Below are 21,271 nucleotides of genomic sequence, written 5' to 3' on the forward strand. Positions count from 1 at the left end.
CGTCCGATTACAAATCAACGTCCTGAACGTCGACATTCAGTTTCTTTGATACATCTGCTTTATTGAAGAATTGCTTCGACAGCTTAGTCAAAGTGCCATCCTTGCTCATTTCCTTCAATGTTTCATTCATCTTTTTCTGAAGTGCCGCATTGCTTTTTTTCATGACAAGCGCCTGTTTGTTCGGCATGTACTTGATGTCAGGATGGATCGTAATGTTGAGATCCGGGAATGCTGCGAGCGCGAGTGTCTGCAGGTAATAGTCGTTTAAAATAACATCAGTGCGTCCGTTGGCGACATCTTTTAAATATTGCTCATTCGTCGCATTATCATAAATCACTTCTTTGGCGCCGTATTTTCTCGCGACATCCATGTAGACGGTGGTAGCAGCGCCAGCCGCTTTCTTCCCTTTCAAATCCTTAAGCGTTTTAATCCCTGATAAATCGTCTTTACGGACGATTGCCGTGCCGTATGAATATTTATAAGGAGTAGAAAATGCGAACTTCTTCTCGCGGTCCTTCGTCACATCGATGTCATTCGCGGCTGCGTCAACCTGTCCGCTGTTCACCGCTGTCAGCATCCCGTCAATGCCCATCTCCTTGAACTCAACCTTCAATCCCAGGCGTTTTGCCGCTTCGCGAACGACTTCTACCTCGTAGCCCGTCAGCTTATCGGAGCCAGAGTCGGTATCGTGATAAGAAGTAGGATAGAGCGTACCTGATGTAGCGACTACGATTTTCCCTTTATCCTTAATCTGCTCCCAGCCCGTATCCTTGGAATCGGCTTCATTTTTGCCGGAACAAGCTGCCAATATAAGAAAGAAAGCCATTGTGAAACTGAATATAACGGCTTTGGATTGCTTGAATGATTTCACCTATAGTTCCCCCAATCTGTTAATCAACTAAAAAGATAGCATTGAACATAAGGGGTTGCAATATGTTGATGACGTTTTCAAAAAGTTCGAATTGTGTATACAAAAGGCATGGGCGGGTGTTTAAAAGCGGCTATGAAGGGAAGAGGTGATGAAAAAAGGAGTTGTCCAAGGATGAATGCCAGACGTGCCAAGGATAGGAGCCTGTGAAGTGAAGGTGCAGCAGAGAGCAATACCGTAAGAAATGGTCAAGAGGCATGAAAGCGATCTTCAGAATAAATTAAGTCTTGCTGATGCCCCTAAGGCATATGATATATTCGATGAGAAAGAAAATGGAAACATTTAAACCATAATGGGGGAGTCAAATGAATATTTACAGACCAGCCGGATTTTGGATCAGACTTGGAGCTGCATTGTTAGATTACATTATAGTCTCGGTACCTCTTTTGCTGATCTATTGGCTGATTACAGGAAAAGACCCGAACGACAGCATGTTCATCAGCTTGGTTGTTCTGCTGTACTCTATGCTGCTGCCAGTGTTTTGGCGCGGCTACCTTATCGGAAAAAGAATCTGCGGAATCAGAATCGTAAAAAAAGACGGATCACAAGTCAGCCTGTTAACAATGTTTTTACGAGTTATTGTTGGCGGCCTTGTTTACGGTATAACCTTCGGACTTGGCTTGATCGCCAGCCTGATTCTGATTGCCGTACGAGAAGACAAACGAACCCTGCATGATTTAATCGCGGGAACGTATGTCACGTACGCGTCACCCGGTGAAGAAGAACTTTATACTGACGAAGAGATTAGAAAGAGCGAATAATATTCGCTCTTTTTATATTTATGCATAAAAAATACAATGCAGCAAAACATATGAAAAATAGGATTGGAGGAATAAACTGGATGAAACGAATAACCATCAACGTGATCACAATGTTCATTGCCGCGGCTGTCATTTCTCTGACCGGTATAGCTGAAGCCGCTGAAAAACAGCAGCAGCCTCCCGCAAATGTCACACTGACAGATCAGCAAAAGAAAGAGATTGAAAAAATGGAAGCAGAGATTCTAAAAAAACGCAAAGACGTGATCTCAAAGTATGTACAATACGGCGTACTGCCTAAAGAAAGAGGAGAATATATCAAAAATCACATGGACAAACACTTTGAAATGATGAAACAAAACGGCTTTGTTCCAAAGCCCCATCTCCATCCGCATAAATTTGAAAAAAGACATTAAGACGGTAAGCATCCAATGGGAATTGGGTGCTTTTTTATTGTTAAAAGTTGCAAAATGAATTTTCTGAAAAATACATCGTTTAAATTGATTATATCTTATGATAAGATATAAATGAGGTGTATAAAGATGGAAACGGACTTCATAGCAAAACTTAATCAGCAGTGGACAGAAATTTATTATTTATTACATTATCAACATAAGGATAATATTTCTCACCAGGCAATACGAATCATGCAACATATCGAAAAGCAAGGTGAGGCAACAATAGGAGCTTTGGCTGAATACTTGTCTGTCTCACACAATACAGCATCTGAGCATATTAAACGTTTGATTCAAAAGGGATTTATAGCTAAACGGCGAAGTCAGCAGGATGAACGAAAAGTTTTCGTTTTCTTAACGCAAGAAGGAAGAGCTGTTCTTGAACAGCATACACAGCTAGATAAAGAGAAATTGAAAGAAATAATTGAACGAATGAGCACATCAGAAAAGGAATTAGTTGAACAGGCATTTGAACTATTGAGTAGGAAAGCTAAACAATGGCAGTTTTAAGTAAAGTAATCATCTCTGCGTTGATTATCGGTTTTGTTACTGAAATATCAAAAAGACATCCGACCTATGGAGGGATCATTGCCGCTTTGCCCTTGGTCAGTTTATTAAGCCTTTTTTGGATGCAGTTACAAGGTGAAAAAACAGCTCAATTAAGTCAATTTGCATCTGGTGTGCTTACAGGAATCCCAGCTACAGTTTGTTTACTAGCTATTTTGGCTTTTTTGCTGAAAATTCATGTGCCGTTTTGGTTTGCATTATGTGTTGGAATACTAGGATGGGCTATGTTTTTATGGATGCAGAAGATCTTTCTCAATATATTATTTAACTGAGTATAGAAAGGAGATGCTATGTTTTTAAAAAAGGTTACTCTTCTTCGAGATAAGATTTTGGACTTTGACAGATTTCCTTTTACTATCCCGGCTATAAGTCAATTAAATGACATCTTATTTACTAGCCAAGTGACTTTTTTTGTGGGGGAAAATGGGTCTGGAAAATCTACTTTGCTTGAAGCGATAGCAGATAAGTGTGAATTCAATACAGCGGGTGGAAGCCGAAATAATGTCTATGAATTACAGGAGTCAGATTCCCATTTAGGAGATTACATACGTTTATCTTGGCTTCCAAAGGTAACAAATGGCTTCTTCTTAAGAGCTGAAGCGTTTTATCATCTTTCTCTTCATCTGGATGAAATGGAATTAGATGCTCCTCAGCCCTACCGTTCCTATGGAGGGAGACCGCTACACAAACAATCACATGGAGAGTCCTTTATGTCTCTATTCCGTCATCGTTTTAAAGAGAAAGCGATTTATCTTTTAGATGAGCCAGAAGCAGCACTTTCTCCAGCTAGGCAGCTAGCTTTTTTGAGAGTTATACATGATTTGGTGAAGGGCGGAAAGGTACAAATGATCATTGCGACTCATTCCCCTATCCTGCTGGGCTATCCCAATGCTAATATTTTAAGCTTTGATGATGGAAGAATACATCATATTGAATATGAGAATACAGAACATGTTCAATTAACACGATATTTTCTTGGACAAAGAGAAAAAATATTAGCTGAACTGTTCCGCGACTAAGATCGAGTTGATCTGAAACGCGTTTCATAGCCTATGATAGATTTATCAAATCATTCAGGAGTGATAAACACTATGATTCACCAGCATCCAGAATCTTTTCCGAAACATTTTTTGTGGGGCTCTGCTTCTGCAGCGTACCAGATTGAAGGCGCTTGGAATGAAGATGGCAAAGGCCCTTCTGTTTGGGATGTATTTACGAAAATACCGGGCAAAACGTTTAAAGGAACCAATGGAGACATTGCGGTTGACCATTATCACCGATATAAAGAAGATGTCGCCCTGATGGCTGAGATGGGATTAAAAGCGTATCGATTTTCCGTCAGCTGGCCGCGGATTTTTCCAAAAGGAAGAGGGGAGATCAATGAAGCAGGTCTAGCGTTTTACGACAACCTGATTGATGAATTGCTTTCTCATCACATCGAGCCGGTTTTGACTTTATATCACTGGGATTTGCCTCAAGCGCTTATGGACGAGTACGGCGGGTTTGAGTCAAGAAAAATCATAGAGGATTTTAATCATTACTGTATTACTCTTTATAAACGTTTTGGAGACAGGGTGAAATATTGGGTTACGTTAAACGAACAGAACTACAATTTTAATCACGGCTTTATTACAGCCATGCATCCGCCTGGAGTGAAAGACAGAAAACGATTTTATGAAGCAAACCATATTGCATTTCTGGCTAATGCAAAAGCCATTGAATCCTTTAGAGATTATGTGCCTGAAGGCAAAATCGGTCCAAGCTTTGCTTATTCTCCGGCTTATCCTTTATCAAGCCATCCAGAGGATATCCTGGCATTTGAAAACGCAGAAGAATTTATGAACAATTGGTGGCTTGACATGTATTGCTGGGGAACCTACCCGCAAATCCCTTTCCGTTACTTGGAAAAACAGGGATGGGCGCCGACTATCGAAGCGGGAGATATGGAGCTCCTTGCCAAAGGGAAGCCTGATTTTGTAGGTGTCAATTATTATCAGACGATCACCTACGAACGAAATCCGCTTGATGGTGTGTCGGAAGGGAAAATGAATACGACAGGCCAAAAGGGAACCAATCAAGAGACGGGGGTACCGGGAGTGTTCAAAACGAAAAAAAATCCTCATCTGACAACGAGCAACTGGGATTGGACAATTGACCCAACTGGGCTGCGTATCGGCCTTCGCCGAATTACAAGCCGCTATCAGCTTCCAGTGTTTATAACAGAGAACGGTTTAGGTGAATTTGATAAAGTTGAGGACGGCACTGTACAGGATGATTATCGAATTGATTATTTGCGTTCGCATCTTGAGCAATGCAGACAAGCCATCAGTGACGGTGTCGATTTAATCGGCTATTGCAGCTGGTCGTTTACTGATCTGTTAAGCTGGCTGAACGGCTACCAAAAAAGATACGGATTTGTATATGTCAATCGTGATGAAGAAAGCACATACGATTTAAAACGCTTGAAGAAAAAAAGCTTTTATTGGTATCAAGATGTCATCAAGACGAACGGAGAAAGTTTATAAAGAGTCCCTGAGAGTTATTCTCTCAGGGGTTTTTCATTACACAGAAACAGCATCAATAATATAAGTGTCAGCGTGCAAATCTGACATTTCAGCCGGCACAGTCCAGCATGTCAATTGATAGTTTCCTTTGGGGAGATCAAAGGACAGTCTTTTAGACATGATGCTTTCAATTTGAATTCCGTTTTCTGTGAGATGAAAAGGAACAGTCACTTTTTTCTCGTAGGCGTTTACTGTTTCTGAACTGTTCAGGCGCAAAAGAATAAAGGCCTTTGTATTTCGCTGTGCCTCAAAGGAAATGGCCCCGTCTGCCGCAGTATAACCTTTTTCAATCGCTTCGTCAGTCCAATCCATTACAGGAGGTGCAGAATCCTTTTGAAATACAGTAAATTGATGATATGAAATCGAAAGTTCTTGCGGCTTCCATGATTTGATCAATGTGCTGTTCCTCCTCTATGTACTGTTTACTGAATTGTGAATAAAACCTTTGTGCCGTCTGGATAATCGGTAAGCTGATGCCCGACCCAAGAGCCTGCTCCGCGGTTGTCAGCGGGAGAAATGTATTCTACAGAAGCTCCCTCACCGCCTTCTTTGCACATGGCCATTGGCCATTCATCTCTGTCATACCCCGTTTTTGGCGGTACGTCTTTTAATGATTGCTCGCGGCGTTCCTCAGCTCCGTCTCTGTCGATGGTGCACACCTCTGAGTGCCCCTCATTTATCGCATCCTTAATATGTTTGGCCGTTTCGGGAAAACGGTCAGAAGGGAGGGCGATCGTTTCGTCATATTCTTTCGTTTGAGACGTTTTTTGATCAGCTGAGAAAAAGTCTCCCTTTATCAGGCCGACAGCTGCAGCTGCTATGACGACGATGACGAGAAGTATCGTTTTTATGATGTCCGTCGTGATGTTCACCTCCCGCTTTTAGCAACTTTAAAACTGACACAAGAGTAATCCAGAAAGCATGTGGTGTAAAGGTTTAAATTTTAGGTTTTACGCTCAGTTTATTGCAGAAATCGTAATTTTAGCAGATCGAAATATTTGTTTTCAGCAAATTACAATTGCGAATTTACAATAATGATAGTAAGTCATCAGCCGTTTTCGGCTTGATTAATCATTTTAAATTGGCTTATGATACCGGTAAGCTCCTCAGCTAATTGAGACAGCGTTTCAGAAGCTGCGGTAATCTCCTCCATTGCAGCAAATTGCTCCTCTGTTAATGCAGCCGCTTGCCGGGTATTTTGAGTAGATTCTTTAATGTCGGCCGTATTGGCTGCAAAGGAATCATTTATTTGATGTGCACTGGCTGAAATGTTTGTTACAGATGCTGATAAATCACTAATCTCGGCGCTGATTTCACCTGTTGCAGCTGCAATTTCCTTAAATGCATCTCTGGTGCGCTGGATCATGGTGACTCCCTCTGCAGCTTCTGTTTTCACATGCTCAACAGATCTTGCAGATTGGTTCATATCATTTTGTATTTCTTTGATCAGTTTTGAAATCTGTCCCGCAGACTGTTGAGACTCTTCCGCTAATTTGCGTACCTCATCGGCAACAACAGCAAAGCCTTTTCCATGTTCACCGGCTCTGGCAGCTTCGATCGCTGCATTCAGCGCAAGCAGGTTTGTCTGGTCGGCAATTTGGGTGATGACCGATAAAATTTGCTCAATTTGTTTAGAGCGGCCGTCTAGCTGGTGTATGATTTCTCCGCTTTTCTGAATTGACTGGTGAATCGCATCCATTTGCGCCTGTACATTTGCAATTTCCTTTTGTCCAATGTCTGCTTTTGATTGAGCGAGCTGCCCTTTGTCAGCGATAGCGGCAGTATTTGCAGAAATATCCCGGATGTCTGCTGAAGCTTGTTTTAATGAGCTTTCACTATTTTCAATTCGGGTGATCTGATCTTGGGCTCCATTTGCAATCTGCTGTACAGCTTCTGTGATTTTTTCTGAAGCTTGATTTGTTTCCTCTGCTCCGGCTGAGAGCTGCTGAGAGGCTGACGCAAGCTGAAGGGCTGATTGTTGTACAGTTTGGATAGTATCGTTCAGCTTCATTCTCATCTTGTTATAATAGGCGCTTAGTTCTGAGAGCTCGTCACCGGTTTTATCTGACACCTCTATTGTCATGTCTCCGTTTCCGGCACTTTCAAACGCGCTTTTTAAAGCGTTCAGCCGCTTGTTGATTTTTTTTGTGAAAAGCAGGACAAGGATGACTGATACCATAATGACGATAACAAGAACGATAGCGAATTGAGTGAAAAGCGAATGTGTAAGTGATGCTAATATGCTTTGATTGGCTCCGGTATAAAGCATGCCGATGATGTTCCCGTTTTGATCTTTTAACGGCATGTATGCCGTCTGATAAGAGGAGCCTGCAACATCTGCCTGTCCGTAGAACCGTTTGCCGTTCTTTAATACAGCTTCAGTAACTTCAGAAGAAGCCTGGGTGCCAACAGCTCTTTCTCCATTCTTCATGACATTGGTTGCAACACGAGTATCGCCTTGGAAAATGGTAATGGTATCACCCGTTTTTTCGCCAAGCAGATCAACGATATCTTCATTTCCATTGATTTGTGTTTGCCCTTTATAGAGCTTATTGTTTTTCACCTGCCAGTCCCCTGAAATGACATCATCAATATAAGCATTGCTTAAAGCGAGATCCCCTTTCGCTTTTTCAGTTGCCATTTGTTTCATGTTTTCTGTAATTTCCTTAAGCATCACCGTGCCGACTGATGCGGAAAATAAAAGAATCACCACAAAAACCAGGAAAAGAATTTTAGTTCCTAGCTTCAACTTAAGTCGTTTTATCAACATAATTCCTCCTTTTGCAATTCGTAGGTCATATTACTTATCGGATTTTCAGGCTTAAAGTTTTATTTTAGAAAAAATAAAACCGGCCTGATCTTCAGGCCGGTTGTGTAAGGCTATTCAAGGTTCGCGTGGTGGGTGAACATGGTTTCAGAATCGAGTTCTTTTTTCTCCATGAGTTTTAAAATTACTGCGTCGTAGAATAGCAGCAACGTTTGTTCAAATAATGATCCCATTGGCTGGATGGTTTTATAGCTTCCGTTTGACTGGTCTTTAGGAGAACCAGGCATTCTAATGATCAGGTCTGCTTGTTTTCCGATACTTGATTGCGGATTGATGGTTAAAGCTGCAACATTTCCGTGTAAGCTTTTCGCTTTTGCTGCGGTATGAATCAAGCTCTTTGTCTCGCCTGAGCCTGAGCCGATAATAACTAGATCTCCTTCGGCGAGCGGCGGAGTGAGAATTTCACCGACTATATGGGCGTTGAAGCCCATGTGCATCAATCTCATCGCGAAGGATTTTGCCATCAGGCCAGACCGCCCCGCACCCGCAGTAAAAATTTGATTAGACGAAAGAATGTGATCGGCAAGCTGGTCAGCTTTTTCATCAGAAATATAAGCTGCTGAACGGTGTAACTCATTGAGAATTTCCGTTACGTATTCAGTCGTTTTCATCTGATTTATCCTTGGGCAATCAGCTGTTTCATTTTTGAAGCTGTTTCGGCTTTGTCTGCCGCGCTTGTAATTCCGCCCCCAACAATGACAAGGTCAGGCTTTTGTTTGATTACTTCTGGCAGTGTATCAAGTTTGATGCCGCCCGCGATTGCGGTTTTTGCGTTTTTTACGGTATTTTTGATTGTCGTTAATTCATCGAAAGAGTTTTTGCCCTCTGCTTGAAGATCATAACCAGTGTGGACGCAGATGTAGTCAACACCGAGTGCGTCGATTTCTTTCGTGCGGGATTCGATGTCTTTCACGTTAATCATGTCCACTAGGATTTTCTTCTTTTGTTTTTTGGCTTCTTCTACTGCGCCTTTAATCGTTGCATCGTCTGTAGCCCCTAAAACGGTGATGATGTCAGCGCCCGCTTCCGACGCTTTCATGATTTCGTAGCCCCCGGCATCCATGATTTTCAGGTCTGCAAGAACTTTCAATTGCGGAAATGTGTCTTTTATTTCTTTAACGGCTTTTAGGCCTTCATTAATGACGACAGGTGTTCCGATTTCAACCACGTCGATATATTGTTCCACTTCTTTGACAAGCTCAATGGCTTCGGGGATGTTGACGAGGTCTAATGCAAGCTGTAATTCCATTGTTGATCCACTCCCTTTTTCGAATTATTTTTCATTCTATAGGTTCCTTCTATTGATGAGAAGTAGGCACTTTGAAGTCAACAAGTTACTTGGAGGATACTGTGTGGAGCGGCAATCAGATTTCTTTCTCTAAGTATTATGAGTGAGTATAATGAAAAAAGAGTCTGCAAAAAAGTAAGTAAGTGACGATACGTATCTAACATATAAAAAGGTTACTGAGAGGGGATTTCTTTTGAGCCGGATGGACGGAAAAAGGTTTAATTGTGAGAAGGAATTAACGCTTGCAGTGATTGGCGGTAAGTGGAAAATGCTCATTTTGTGGCATTTAGGAAAAGAAGGCACAAAACGGTTCAATGAATTAAAAACATTGATTCCTGATATTACGCAGAAGATCCTCGCGAATCAGCTGAGAGAGCTTGAGCAGGATATGATTGTTCACAGGGAAGTGTATCCGGTTGTCCCGCCAAGGGTTGAATATTCTCTGACCTCGCAAGGAGAAAGCCTCATGCCTATTCTTGATGCCATGTATGAGTGGGGGAAAGGCTATATGGAATTGTTTGATATCGACAAAAATGTCATGAAAGAATCGTTGTAAGGCGCTCTTCGCAAGGGTGTCTTTTTTTTGCCTGTTTTTCGGTTTTTGCGCGGTAAACATATATCATGTAAAGACTGTAAATCGCAGTCAACAATAAATAAGATTGAACGCAGAAGTTTGTTTTAAAAATTTTTATTTTTCTGTAAATAATGTTTAGTGGAAATAATTGCGGCATCCCGCAAAAATATCCCTGTAAATAAACTGGAATCTTTCGGCATCCCGCATGAAACTTTTCACCCATTTTTCGGTGATAAAAACATTTTTTTCATTTAAAGTGAACGGTAGTAAGATAAAAAATATTGAAAACAATGAATAAATAGCCAAAATTGTTTCCTATTAGGGTGGGGGGGCTTGCGGTCTTTATTCGCTTGTGTTAGACCCCGCAATGCTGACTGACGGCAGCCTGTTTTAATAGCGGTAGATTGGAAGCACTGCTTTTTAAGTGTAGTACTTTGGGCTATTTCGGTTGTTAGTTCATAAGAATTAAAAGCTGGTATGGATAAAAAAGAGAAAATGCGCTGCACATGTTCACTGCTTATGAAGACTAGGGGAGGTATGACAATATGGAAATAACTTTTTATCCTTTAACGGATGCACAAAAACGAATTTGGTATACAGAAAAATTTTATCCTCACACGAGTATTTCAAACCTTGCGGGGATTGGTAAGCTGGTTTCAGCCGATGCGATTGATTATGTGCTTGTTGGGCAGGCGATTCAAGAGTTTATTCGCAGAAATGAGTCCATGCGCCTTCGGCTGCGGCTCGATGAAAACGGTGAGCCAGTTCAATATATTAGCGAGTATCGGCCTGTTGATATAAAACATACTGACACTACTGGAGATCCGAATGCGATAGAGTCTATTTCACAATGGAGCCGGGAGGAAACGAAAAAACCTTTGCCGCTGTACGATTGTGATTTGTTCCGTTTTTCCTTGTTCACCATAAAGGAAAATGAAGTGTGGTTTTACGCAAATGTTCATCACGTAATTTCTGATGGCATCTCCATGAATATTCTCGGGAATGCGATCATGCACATTTATTTAGAATTAGCTAGCGGCTCAGAGACAAAAGAAGGAATCTCGCATTCATTTATCGATCATGTTTTATCTGAACAGGACTATGCTCAATCGAAGCGGTTTGAAAAGGACAAGGCGTTTTGGAACAAGCAATTTGAATCGGTGCCTGAACTTGTTTCCCTGAAACGGAATGCTTCCGCAGGAGGGAGTTTGGATGCTGAGAGGTACTCTCAAGATGTGCCTGAAGCGCTTCATCAACAGATTCTCTCGTTTTGTGAGGCAAACAAAGTCAGTGTTCTTTCGGTGTTTCAATCGTTGCTTGCCGCCTATTTGTACAGGGTCAGCGGCCAGAATGATGTTGTGACGGGAACCTTTATGGGCAACCGGACGAATGCGAAAGAGAAGCAAATGCTAGGCATGTTTGTTTCTACGGTTCCGCTTCGGACAAACATTGACGGCGGGCAAGCGTTTTTAGAATTTGTCAAAGATCGGATGAAGGATCTCATGAAGACACTTCGCCACCAAAAGTATCCGTATAATCTCCTGATCAACGATTTGCGTGAAACAAAGAGCTCTCTGACCAGGCTGTTTACAGTTTCTCTTGAATATCAAGTGATGCAGTGGCAGAAAGAAGAGGATCTTGCCTTTTTGACAGAGCCGATTTTCAGCGGCAGCGGATTAAATGATGTCTCGATTCATGTAAAGGATCGATGGGATACTGGGAAACTCACCATAGATTTTGATTACCGAACTGATTTATTTTCACGTGAAGAAATCAACATGATTTGTGAGCGCATGATGACCATGCTGGAGAACGCGTTAACGCATCCAGAACATACAATTGATGAATTAACACTGATTTCTGAAGGGGAGAAAGAGAAGCTGCTTGCGATGGCCGGCGGTAAATCTGTGAACTACCGTAAGGACATGACGATCCCAGAGCTTTTCCGAGAAAAGGCTGAGCTGCTTTCAGATCACCCAGCAGTTGTATTTGAAGATCGCACATTGTCCTATCGAGCGTTACATGAGCAATCTGCACGCATTGCCAATGTGCTGAAACAAAAAGGGGTTGGCCCGGACAGTCCTGTCGCCGTACTGATTGAACGCTCTGAACGGATGATTACATCTATCATGGGGATTTTAAATGCCGGCGGAGCCTATGTGCCGATTGATCCCGGTTTTCCTGCTGAGCGGATTCAATATATTTTGGAGGATTGCGGGGCGGACTTCATCCTGACTGAATCGCAGATTGAAGCTCCTGCGTCCGATGCTGAATTGATTGATTTTGATCAGGCGATTGCGGAAGGCGCAGACGACATGCCGGAGGCTGATGTAAACGCGCGGAATCTTGCTTACATTATTTACACATCGGGAACAACCGGACGTCCGAAAGGCGTTATGATCGAGCATCGCCAGGTTCATCACTTGGTTGAATCTCTGCAGCAGACGATTTATCAAAGCGGCTGCCAAACCCTGCGGATGGCATTGCTTGCGCCTTTCCACTTTGATGCGTCAGTGAAGCAGATTTTCGCGTCGCTTCTTTTGGGACAAACCCTATATATCGTACCGAAGAAAACAGTGACGAACGGGGCCGCCCTTGCTGCGTATTATCGGAGAAATAGCATTGAGGCGACGGATGGTACACCTGCCCATCTGCAAATGTTGATAGCGGCGGGCGATCTTGTCGGACTTAAGCTGAAGCATATGCTGATTGGCGGAGAAGGCCTATCCTCTGTCGTTGCGGATAAGCTGATGAAGCTGTTTAAAGAAACAGGCGCGGCACCGCGTTTGACCAATGTGTACGGACCGACTGAAACGTGTGTTGACGCCTCTGTTCATCCGGTTATCTCGGAGAGTCCCGTTCAATCAGCGTATGTGCCGATCGGGAAAGCGCTGGGTAATAACCGCTTATATATTTTGGATCAAAAATGCCGGCTGCAGCCTGAAGGCGTGGCGGGCGAGCTTTATATCGCGGGAGACGGTGTAGGCCGAGGCTATTTGCATTTACCTGAATTGACGGATGAGAAGTTTTTACAAGATCCGTTCGTGGCGGGCGAGCGCATGTACCGAACCGGGGATGTGGTGCGCTGGCTTCCAGATGGAACAATCGAATATTTAGGCAGAGAGGATGACCAGGTCAAAGTCCGCGGATACCGAATTGAGCTTGGGGAAATTGAAGCTGTGATTCAGCAGGCGCCCGACGTTGCAAAAGCCGTTGTTTTGGCACGGCCTGACGAACAGGGAAATCTTGAGGTTTGCGCATATGTTGTGCAGAAGCCTGGAAGCGAATTTGCGCCAGCCGGCTTGAGGGAGCATGCGGCCAGACAGCTTCCTGACTATATGGTGCCGGCTTACTTTACAGACGTGACAGAAATTCCGCTTACGCCAAGCGGCAAAGTCGATCGCCGCAAGCTGTTTGCGCTAGAGGTGAAGGCTGTCAGCGGCACGGCCTATACAGCGCCGCGAAATGAGACTGAAAAAGCAATCGCAGCCATTTGGCAGGATGTGCTGAACGTTGAGAAGGCGGGGATCTTTGACAATTTCTTTGAAACGGGCGGACATTCATTGAAGGCCATGACCCTTTTAACGAAGATTCATAAGGAAACAGGCATCGAGATTCCGCTTCAATATTTGTTTGAGCATCCGACGATTGCGGCTCTTGCACAGGAAGCAGATCACAGAGAAAGCAAAGCTTTTGCGGTGATTGAACCTGCTGAAAAACAGGAGCATTATCCGCTTTCTCTGGCACAGCAGCGAACATATATCGTCAGCCAGTTCGAGGATGCGGGAGTCGGCTACAACATGCCGGCGGCAGCAATTCTGGAAGGGCCTTTAGATATTCAAAAACTGGAGCGCGCATTTCAGGGGTTAATCCGACGCCACGAGTCTTTGAGAACGTCATTTGTTCTTGAAAACAGCACGCCGAGACAGAACATTTACGACAGCGTTGAATTCAACATTGAGATGATTGAAAGAGGCGGCCGCTCAGATGAGGCAATTATGGCTTCATTCGTTCGGAAATTTGATTTGGCGAAAGCTCCGCTGTTCAGAATCGGTCTGCTGAAGCTTGAAGAGAACCGTCATATGCTGCTGTTTGACATGCACCACTTGATTTCTGACGGTGTATCCATTGGCATTATATTGGAGGAATTAGCACGCATTTATAAAGGCGAACAGCTTCCTGAGCTTCGTCTCCAGTATAAGGACTACGCCGTATGGCAAAGCAGGCAGGCTGCTGAAGGGTACAAGAAGGACCGAGCTTATTGGAAGGAAGTCTTTGCAGGCGAGCTCCCGGTGCTTCAGCTTCTGTCCGATTATCCGAGACCGCCTGTTCAAAGCTTTGAAGGGGATCGGGTGTCAATCAAGCTGGATGCGGGGGTAAAGGATCGCCTCAATCGTTTGGCTGAACAAAACGGCGCCACTTTGTATATGGTGATGCTTTCCGCTTACTATACGCTTTTGTCAAAGTATACGGGACAGGATGACATCATTGTCGGGACGCCGTCAGCCGGCAGAAACCATTCCGATACAGAGGGCATTGTCGGGATGTTCGTCAATACGCTTGCGATTCGCAGTGAGGTCAAGCAGGATGAGACGTTTACCCAATTGATCTCGCGTGTCCGCAAACGCGTGCTGGATGCCTTTTCCCATCAGGATTATCCGTTTGAGTGGCTTGTTGAAGATTTAAACATCCCGCGTGATGTAAGCAGGCATCCGCTGTTTGACACGATGTTCAGCCTTCAAAACGCGACAGAGGGCATTCCGGCTGTCGGCGATCTGTCCTTGTCTGTTCATGAGACCAATTTCAAGATAGCCAAATTTGATTTGACAGTGCAGGCGAGAGAAACCGATGAAGGCATTGAGCTTGATTTGGATTACAGCACGAAGCTCTTTAAACAAAGCACGGCAAACAGGCTGCTTACGCATTTTGCGCGTTTGCTTGAAGATGCTGCGGCTGAGCCGGAACAGCGGATTTCCGAGTTTAAGCTTCTTTCTGAAGAGGAGGCTGCTTTGCAAATTCAGCAGTTTAACCCGGGCAGAACACCTTATCCGAAAGACAAAACAATTGTTCAGCTGTTTGAAGAGCAAGCGGCGAATACGCCAGACCACACTGCGCTTCAATATGAAGGCGAATCACTCACTTATCGTGAACTGAATGAACGGGCCAATCGTTTAGCCCGCGGCATTCTTTCTCTTGGAGCTGGCGAAGGCGGAACTGCGGCTGTCTTATGTGAGCGGTCCATGGAGATGATTGTGTCGATCTTGGCAGTATTAAAATCAGGTTCGGCTTATGTTCCGATTGATCCGGAACATCCGATTCAGCGGATGCAGCATTTCTTCCGTGACAGCGGCGCAAAGGTGCTTCTCACACAGAGGAAATTAAAGGCTTTAGCGGAAGAAGCTGAATTTGGCGGCGTTATCGTGCTCGCAGATGAGGAAGAAAGCTATCATGACGAAGCGCGAAATCTCGCACTGCCTCTTGATTCTGCGGCAATGGCCAACCTGACGTATACTTCCGGAACGACAGGAACGCCAAAGGGGAATATCGTGACACATGCCAATATTCTCCGTACGGTGAAGAAAACGAATTATCTCAGCATTACAGAACAGGATACGATTCTCGGACTTTCAAATTACGTGTTTGACGCGTTTATGTTCGATATGTTCGGCTCTTTGTTAAACGGAGCCAAGCTGGTGCTGATACCGAAAGAAACCGTTTTGGACATGGCTCGTCTGTCCCGCGTCATTGAACGGGAGAACATCAGCATTCTCATGATTACAACCGCTTTGTTCCACTTGCTTGTGGACTTGAATCCGGCATGCTTGTCAACGCTTCGCAAGATTATGTTTGGCGGGGAACGGGCTTCGGTTGAGCATGTCAGAAAAGCTTTGCAAACGGTTGGAAAGGGCAAGCTCCTTCACATGTATGGGCCGTCTGAAAGCACGGTTTTCGCGACGTATCATCCGGTTGATGAATTGGAGGAGCACACGCTGTCTGTTCCGATTGGAAAACCGGTTAGCAATACGGAAGTATACATTCTTGACCGTACGGGACACGTGCAGCCTGCCGGGATTGCCGGAGAGCTTTGCGTCAGCGGCGAAGGACTCGTGAAAGGCTATTACAACCGTCCAGAACTGACTGAGGAGAAATTTGTTCCCCATCCGTTTACATCCGGCGAACGCATGTATAAAACGGGAGACCTTGCGAGATGGCTGCCGAATGGCGACATCGAATTTATCGGGCGAATCGACCATCAGGTGAAGATTCGCGGACAGCGCATCGAGCTTGGAGAAATCGAACATCAGCTGCAAACCCATGATCGTGTTCAGGAAAGTGTTGTGCTTGCTGTTGAACAAGGAGCGGGAGATCAACTGCTTTGCGCTTACTATGTCGGAGAGGGAGACATCTCATCACAAGAGATGAGAGAGCATGCTGCGAAGGACTTGCCGGCATATATGGTTCCTGCGGTGTTTATCCAAATGGACGAGCTGCCGCTGACAGGGAACGGAAAAATTGACCGGAGAGCGCTGCCGATTCCTGATGCCAACGTTTCAAGAGGTGTTTCATATGTTGCGCCACGCAATGGAACGGAACAAAAAGTCGCAGACATTTGGGCACAGGTACTTCAGGCAGAACAAGTCGGCGTTTATGACCACTTCTTTGACATTGGCGGACATTCATTAGCAGGCATGAAGATGCTTGCCTTGGTTCATCAGGAACTGGGCGTTGAGCTGTCACTCAAGGATCTCTTCCAATCACCGACGGTTGAGGGCTTGGCACAGGTGATTGCCTCTGCTGAAAAAGGGACAGCCGCAAGTATCAGCCCGGCAGAGAAACAAGATACGTATCCTGTTTCTTCACCGCAAAAACGGATGTACGTGCTTCAGCAGCTTGAGGATGCGCAAACGAGCTATAACATGCCGGCGGTTCTGCGCCTGACAGGTGAGCTTGATGTTGAAAGGCTTAACAGCGTCATGCAGCAGTTAATGCAGCGTCATGAAGCCTTGAGAACCACGTTTGAAATAAAAGATGGAGAAACGGTGCAGCGGATCTGGGAAGAGGCTGAGTGCGAGATAGCCTATTTCGAAGCCCCGGAAGAAGAGACAGAGCGGATCGTTTCTGAGTTTATTAAGCCTTTCAAAATCGACCAACTTCCACTGTTCAGAATAGGGCTTATCAAGCATTCAGACACTGAGCATGTGCTGCTGTTCGATATGCATCATATTATTTCTGATGGTGCATCTGTCGGTGTGCTGATTGAGGAGCTTTCAAAGCTGTACGACGGAGAAACCCTTGAGCCGCTCCGTATTCAATATAAGGATTATGCCGTGTGGCAGCAACAGTTCATTCAGTCTGAGCTTTACAAGAAGCAAGAGGAACATTGGCTGAAGGAGCTGGATGGAGAGCTGCCGGTACTGACGCTTCCGACTGACTACAGCCGGCCTGCCGTTCAAACATTTGAGGGAGACCGCATTGCATTTTCATTAGAAGCAGGCAAAGCTGATGCTCTGCGCAGGCTTGCAAAAGAAACGGATTCCACGCTTTACATGGTGCTGCTGGCTTCATACAGTGCGTTTTTATCAAAATTGAGCGGACAAGACGATATCATCGTCGGTTCACCTGTGGCCGGACGATCTCAAGCGGACGTCAGCCGCGTTATCGGAATGTTCGTCAATACATTGGCGCTGCGCACGTATCCGAAGGGTGAAAAGACCTTTGCTGACTATCTTAATGAAGTGAAAGAAACGGCACTCAGCGCTTTTGATGCGCAGGATTACCCGCTTGAGGACTTGATCGGAAATGTTCAGGTTCAGCGTGACACAAGCAGAAATCCGTTATTCGATGCAGTTTTTTCAATGCAAAATGCGAATATAAAGGATTTAACAATGAAAGGGATTCAGCTTGAGCCACATCCGTTTGAACGGAAAACAGCCAAGTTTGATCTCACACTGACAGCTGACGAAACCGACGGAGGGCTTACATTCGTACTCGAATACAATACAGCTCTGTTTAAGCAGGAAACGATTGAACGATGGAAGCAATACTGGATGCAGCTTTTAGATGCTGTTACTGGGAACCTGAACCAGCCGCTTTCCAGCCTGTCACTCGTCACTGAAACAGAAAAACAAGCGCTTCTCGAGGCATGGAAGGGCAAGACGCTGCCTGTGCCGACAGACAAAACGGTTCATCAGCTATTCGAAGAGACTGTCCAGCGCCACAAAGACCGCCCGGCTGTCACATACAACGGCCGATCTTGGACGTACGGCGAGCTGAATGCGAAGGCAAACCGTCTCGCGCGGATTCTGATCGACTGCGGCATCAGCCCGGATGACCGCGTCGGCGTTCTCACGAAGCCGTCGCTTGAAATGTCCGCCGCTTTGCTCGGCGTCTTAAAGGCGGGAGCGGCATTTGTGCCGATTGATCCTGACTACCCTGATCAGCGGATTGAGTATATTTTACAGGACAGCGGCGCGAAGCTTCTCTTGAAGCAAGAGGGCATTTCAGTGCCGGACAGCTATACGGGAGATGTCATCCTTCTCGACGGAAGCCGCACGATTCTAAGCCTGCCGCTTGATGAAAATGACGAGGAGAATCCAGAGACCACTGTAACCGCTGAGAACTTGGCGTACATGATTTACACGTCTGGGACGACCGGACAGCCGAAGGGTGTCATGGTCGAGCACCATGCGCTTGTGAACCTGTGCTTCTGGCACCACGACGCGTTTGGCATGACAGCGGAGGACCGCAGTGCGAAGTACGCGGGCTTTGGGTTTGACGCTTCCATTTGGGAGATGTTCCCGACTTGGACGATCGGCGCCGAGCTTCACGTCATAGATGAAGCGATCCGCCTCGATATTGTCCGCCTAAACGATTATTTCGAAACGAACGGCGTAACGATTACGTTCCTGCCGACACAGCTGGCGGAACAGTTCATGGAGCTTGAGAACACATCACTTCGTGTCCTCTTGACTGGAGGAGACAAGCTGAAGCGTGCCGTGAAAAAGCCGTACAAGCTCGTCAACAACTACGGGCCGACAGAAAACACGGTCGTTGCCACAAGCACGGAAATCCATCCGGAGGAAGGCTCGCTTTCCATCGGACAGGCGATCGCCAATACGAGAGTGTACATTCTTGGCGAGGGCAATCAGGTGCAGCCGGAAGGCGTAGCCGGAGAGCTTTGCGTGGCGGGACGCGGACTGGCGCGAGGCTATCTGAATCGAGAAGACGAAACCGCGAAGCGGTTTGTCGCTGATCCGTTTGTGCCGGGTGAACGCATGTACCGCACCGGCGATTTGGTGAAGTGGGTGAACGGCGGCATCGAATACATCGGCCGGATCGACCAGCAGGTCAAGGTCCGCGGCAACCGAATCGAGCTTTCAGAAATCGAAGTCCAGCTCGCACAGCTTTCTGGGGTGCAGGATGCGGCAGTGACAGCTGTCAAAGATAAAGGCGGCAATACAGCGATCGCGGCGTATGTCACACCGGAATCAGCTGACATAGAAGCACTGAAATCAGCACTGAAGGAAACCCTGCCGGATTACATGATCCCGGCGTTCTGGGTGACGCTGAGCGAGCTTCCGGTTACGGCAAACGGCAAAGTGGACCGCAAAGCCTTGCCTGAGCCGGACATCGAAGCGGGAAGCGGGGAATACAAAGCGCCGACGACCGACATGGAAGAGCTGCTTGCCGGCATCTGGCAGGACGTGCTTGGAATGGCTGAAGTCGGTGTCACCGATAATTTCTTCTCGCTGGGCGGAGATTCCATCAAAGGAATTCAGATGGCGAGCCGCTTGAACCAGCACGGCTGGAAGCTGGAAATGAAAGATCTCTTCCAGCACCCAACGATCGAGGAGCTGACCCAATACGTAGAGCGTGCCGAAGGCAAACAGGCAGACCAAGGCCCGGTGGAGGGCGAAGTCATCCTGACGCCGATCCAGCGCTGGTTCTTTGAAAAGAACTTCACGAACAAGCACCACTGGAACCAATCGGTGATGCTTCACGCCAAGAAGGGCTTTGATCCTGAACGTGTTGAGAAAACATTGCAGGCGCTGATCGAGCATCATGACGCGCTCCGTATGGTTTACCGTGAGGGACAGGAAGATGTCGTTCAATACAACAGAGGACTTGAAGCCTCTTCCGCTCAATTGGAGGTCATCCAGATTGAGGGACAATCGAAAGATCACGAAGACCGTATAGAGAGAGAAGCGGAGCGTTTGCAAAGCAGCATCGACTTGCAGGAAGGCGGATTGTTAAAAGCGGGATTGTTCCAAGCGGAAGACGGAGACCACTTGCTGCTTGCCATTCACCACTTAGTGGTTGACGGCGTGTCGTGGCGGATTTTACTGGAGGATTTCGCCGCGGTATATACACAGCTTGAGCAAGGCAATGAACCGGTTCTCCCGCAGAAAACACATTCATTTGCAGAGTATGCAGAGAGATTGCAAGACTTCGCGAACTCCAAAGCCTTTTTGAAAGAAAAAGAGTATTGGAGACAGCTTGAAGAACAAACTGTCGCTGTAAAGCTTCCGAAAGACCGCGAATCTGGTGATCAGCGAATGAAACATACAAAGACAATTGAATTCTCGCTGACTGCTGAAGAGACAGAACAGCTCACCACAAAGGTGCATGAGGCATATCACACAGAAATGAATGATATTTTGCTGACGGCATTCGGATTGGCGATGAAGGAGTGGACAGGCCAAGATCAAGTAAGTGTTCATTTAGAGGGGCATGGACGTGAAGAAATGATAGAAGACCTGACTATTTCCCGCACAGTCGGCTGGTTTACAAGTATGTACCCGATGGTGCTTGATATGAAGCATGCGGATGACCTGGGCTACCAGCTGAAGCAAATGAAAGAAGATATCAGACATGTGCCGAATAAGGGAGTCGGATACGGCATTCTGCACTATCTGACGGCACCGGAACATAAAGAAGATGTGGCGTTCTCGATTCAGCCGGATGTCAGCTTTAACTATTTAGGACAGTTCGATGACATGTCGGATGCAGGCTTGTTCACGAGATCAGAGCTGCCATCAGGACAATCGTTAAGCCCGGAAACAGAAAAACCGAACGCGCTGGATGTTGTCGGATATATCGAAAACGGAAAACTGACGATGTCACTGGCCTATCATTCTCTTGAATTTCATGAAAAAACGATAAAGTCATTCAGCGACAGCTTTAAAGCGCATCTACTCAGAATCATTGAACATTGCCTATCTCAAGATGGTACGGAACTGACCCCGAGTGACCTTGGTGACGACGATTTGACGCTGGATGAGCTTGATAAATTAATGGAAATTTTCTAAT

14 protein-coding genes and 1 pseudogene are annotated in these 21,271 nt (G+C 45.7%); 9 read left to right on the forward strand and 6 right to left on the reverse strand.

What is annotated here, in order from left to right; translation table 11 throughout:
* Nucleotides 1-7: 7 nt before the first annotated feature.
* Entirely contained in the window at nt 8-871 is an 864-nt protein-coding gene (locus BFW96_RS14665; protein WP_040084210.1) for a transporter substrate-binding domain-containing protein, read from the reverse strand.
* Nucleotides 872-1,032: 161 nt separating this feature from the next.
* Here BFW96_RS14665 and BFW96_RS22110 point away from each other — a divergent pair.
* The 7 genes and pseudogenes from BFW96_RS22110 to bglC all read left to right on the forward strand — a co-directional run bounded on the left by BFW96_RS22110 (nt 1,033) and on the right by bglC (nt 5,233).
* Nucleotides 1,033-1,214: pseudogene (locus BFW96_RS22110) on the forward strand (hypothetical protein).
* Nucleotides 1,215-1,233: 19 nt separating this feature from the next.
* Entirely contained in the window at nt 1,234-1,689 is a 456-nt protein-coding gene (locus tag BFW96_RS14670; RefSeq protein WP_014662729.1) for an RDD family protein, read from the forward strand.
* 80 nt (nt 1,690-1,769) lie between these two features.
* Nucleotides 1,770-2,102 carry a YckD family protein gene (locus BFW96_RS14675; protein ID WP_069839824.1) on the forward strand — a complete coding sequence of 111 codons (333 nt, stop codon included), beginning with the start codon at nt 1,770-1,772 and terminating at the stop codon, nt 2,100-2,102.
* A gap of 126 nt (nt 2,103-2,228) precedes the next feature.
* Complete coding sequence (locus BFW96_RS14680; protein WP_041521243.1) at nt 2,229-2,651, forward strand: MarR family winged helix-turn-helix transcriptional regulator; 423 nt, start codon at nt 2,229-2,231, stop codon at nt 2,649-2,651.
* Entirely contained in the window at nt 2,639-2,980 is a 342-nt protein-coding gene (locus tag BFW96_RS14685) for a DUF3147 family protein (RefSeq protein ID WP_014662732.1), read from the forward strand. The genes BFW96_RS14680 and BFW96_RS14685 overlap by 13 nt, the downstream gene beginning before the upstream one ends.
* Nucleotides 2,981-2,998: 18 nt before the next feature.
* On the forward strand, nt 2,999-3,727 hold the full coding sequence (locus BFW96_RS14690) for an AAA family ATPase (protein WP_014662733.1): 729 nt from the start codon (nt 2,999-3,001) through the stop codon (nt 3,725-3,727).
* A 72-nt stretch (nt 3,728-3,799) separates the two neighbouring features.
* Entirely contained in the window at nt 3,800-5,233 is a 1,434-nt protein-coding gene (bglC, locus tag BFW96_RS14695; protein WP_069839825.1) for a 6-phospho-beta-glucosidase, read from the forward strand.
* A 36-nt stretch (nt 5,234-5,269) separates the two neighbouring features.
* Here bglC and nin read toward each other — a convergent pair whose 3' ends face one another.
* The 5 genes from nin to hxlA all read right to left on the reverse strand — a co-directional run bounded on the left by nin (nt 5,270) and on the right by hxlA (nt 9,348).
* Nucleotides 5,270-5,668: a DNA-entry nuclease inhibitor gene (gene nin, locus BFW96_RS14700; RefSeq protein ID WP_069839826.1), complete on the reverse strand. Its 399-nt coding sequence runs from the start codon at nt 5,666-5,668 to the stop codon at nt 5,270-5,272.
* Nucleotides 5,669-5,694: 26 nt separating this feature from the next.
* A complete protein-coding gene (gene nucA, locus BFW96_RS14705; RefSeq protein WP_069839827.1) occupies nt 5,695-6,144 on the reverse strand; it encodes a DNA-entry nuclease in 450 nt (149 codons plus the stop codon).
* 176 nt (nt 6,145-6,320) lie between these two features.
* The gene (gene tlpC, locus BFW96_RS14710; protein ID WP_069839828.1) at nt 6,321-8,042 is read right to left on the reverse strand and encodes a methyl-accepting chemotaxis protein TlpC; all 1,722 of its coding nucleotides are present in this window, start codon (nt 8,040-8,042) and stop codon (nt 6,321-6,323) included.
* A 110-nt stretch (nt 8,043-8,152) separates the two neighbouring features.
* Nucleotides 8,153-8,710: a 6-phospho-3-hexuloisomerase gene (gene hxlB, locus BFW96_RS14715; protein ID WP_069839829.1), complete on the reverse strand. Its 558-nt coding sequence runs from the start codon at nt 8,708-8,710 to the stop codon at nt 8,153-8,155.
* Nucleotides 8,711-8,715: 5 nt separating this feature from the next.
* The gene (hxlA, locus tag BFW96_RS14720; RefSeq protein WP_069839830.1) at nt 8,716-9,348 is read right to left on the reverse strand and encodes a 3-hexulose-6-phosphate synthase; all 633 of its coding nucleotides are present in this window, start codon (nt 9,346-9,348) and stop codon (nt 8,716-8,718) included.
* 232 nt (nt 9,349-9,580) lie between these two features.
* On the opposite strand from hxlA, the gene hxlR reads away from it, so the two are divergent.
* Both hxlR and srfAA read left to right on the forward strand, forming a co-directional pair.
* Nucleotides 9,581-9,943: a transcriptional activator HxlR gene (gene hxlR, locus BFW96_RS14725; RefSeq protein WP_014662740.1), complete on the forward strand. Its 363-nt coding sequence runs from the start codon at nt 9,581-9,583 to the stop codon at nt 9,941-9,943.
* Nucleotides 9,944-10,506: 563 nt separating this feature from the next.
* A complete protein-coding gene (gene srfAA / locus BFW96_RS14735; RefSeq protein ID WP_069839831.1) occupies nt 10,507-21,270 on the forward strand; it encodes a surfactin non-ribosomal peptide synthetase SrfAA in 10,764 nt (3,587 codons plus the stop codon).
* Nucleotide 21,271: the final 1 nt, after the last annotated feature.

The sequence above is a fragment of the Bacillus sp. F56 genome (assembly GCF_001748205.1).
Classification (GTDB): domain Bacteria; phylum Bacillota; class Bacilli; order Bacillales; family Bacillaceae; genus Bacillus; species Bacillus stercoris.

Bases quoted from the DNA above. Each gene is read 5' to 3' on its own strand.
- bglC (WP_069839825.1), top strand. From the start codon at position 3,800: ATGATTCACCAGCATCCAGAATCTTTTCCGAAACATTTTTTGTGGGGC.
- tlpC (WP_069839828.1), bottom strand. From the start codon at position 8,042: ATGTTGATAAAACGACTTAAGTTGAAGCTAGGAACTAAAATTCTTTTC.
- BFW96_RS14685 (WP_014662732.1), top strand. From the start codon at position 2,639: ATGGCAGTTTTAAGTAAAGTAATCATCTCTGCGTTGATTATCGGTTTT.
- BFW96_RS14680 (WP_041521243.1), top strand. From the start codon at position 2,229: ATGGAAACGGACTTCATAGCAAAACTTAATCAGCAGTGGACAGAAATT.
- srfAA (WP_069839831.1), top strand. From the start codon at position 10,507: ATGGAAATAACTTTTTATCCTTTAACGGATGCACAAAAACGAATTTGG.
- hxlB (WP_069839829.1), bottom strand. From the start codon at position 8,710: ATGAAAACGACTGAATACGTAACGGAAATTCTCAATGAGTTACACCGT.
- BFW96_RS14670 (WP_014662729.1), top strand. From the start codon at position 1,234: ATGAATATTTACAGACCAGCCGGATTTTGGATCAGACTTGGAGCTGCA.
- hxlA (WP_069839830.1), bottom strand. From the start codon at position 9,348: ATGGAATTACAGCTTGCATTAGACCTCGTCAACATCCCCGAAGCCATT.
- BFW96_RS14675 (WP_069839824.1), top strand. From the start codon at position 1,770: ATGAAACGAATAACCATCAACGTGATCACAATGTTCATTGCCGCGGCT.
- BFW96_RS14690 (WP_014662733.1), top strand. From the start codon at position 2,999: ATGTTTTTAAAAAAGGTTACTCTTCTTCGAGATAAGATTTTGGACTTT.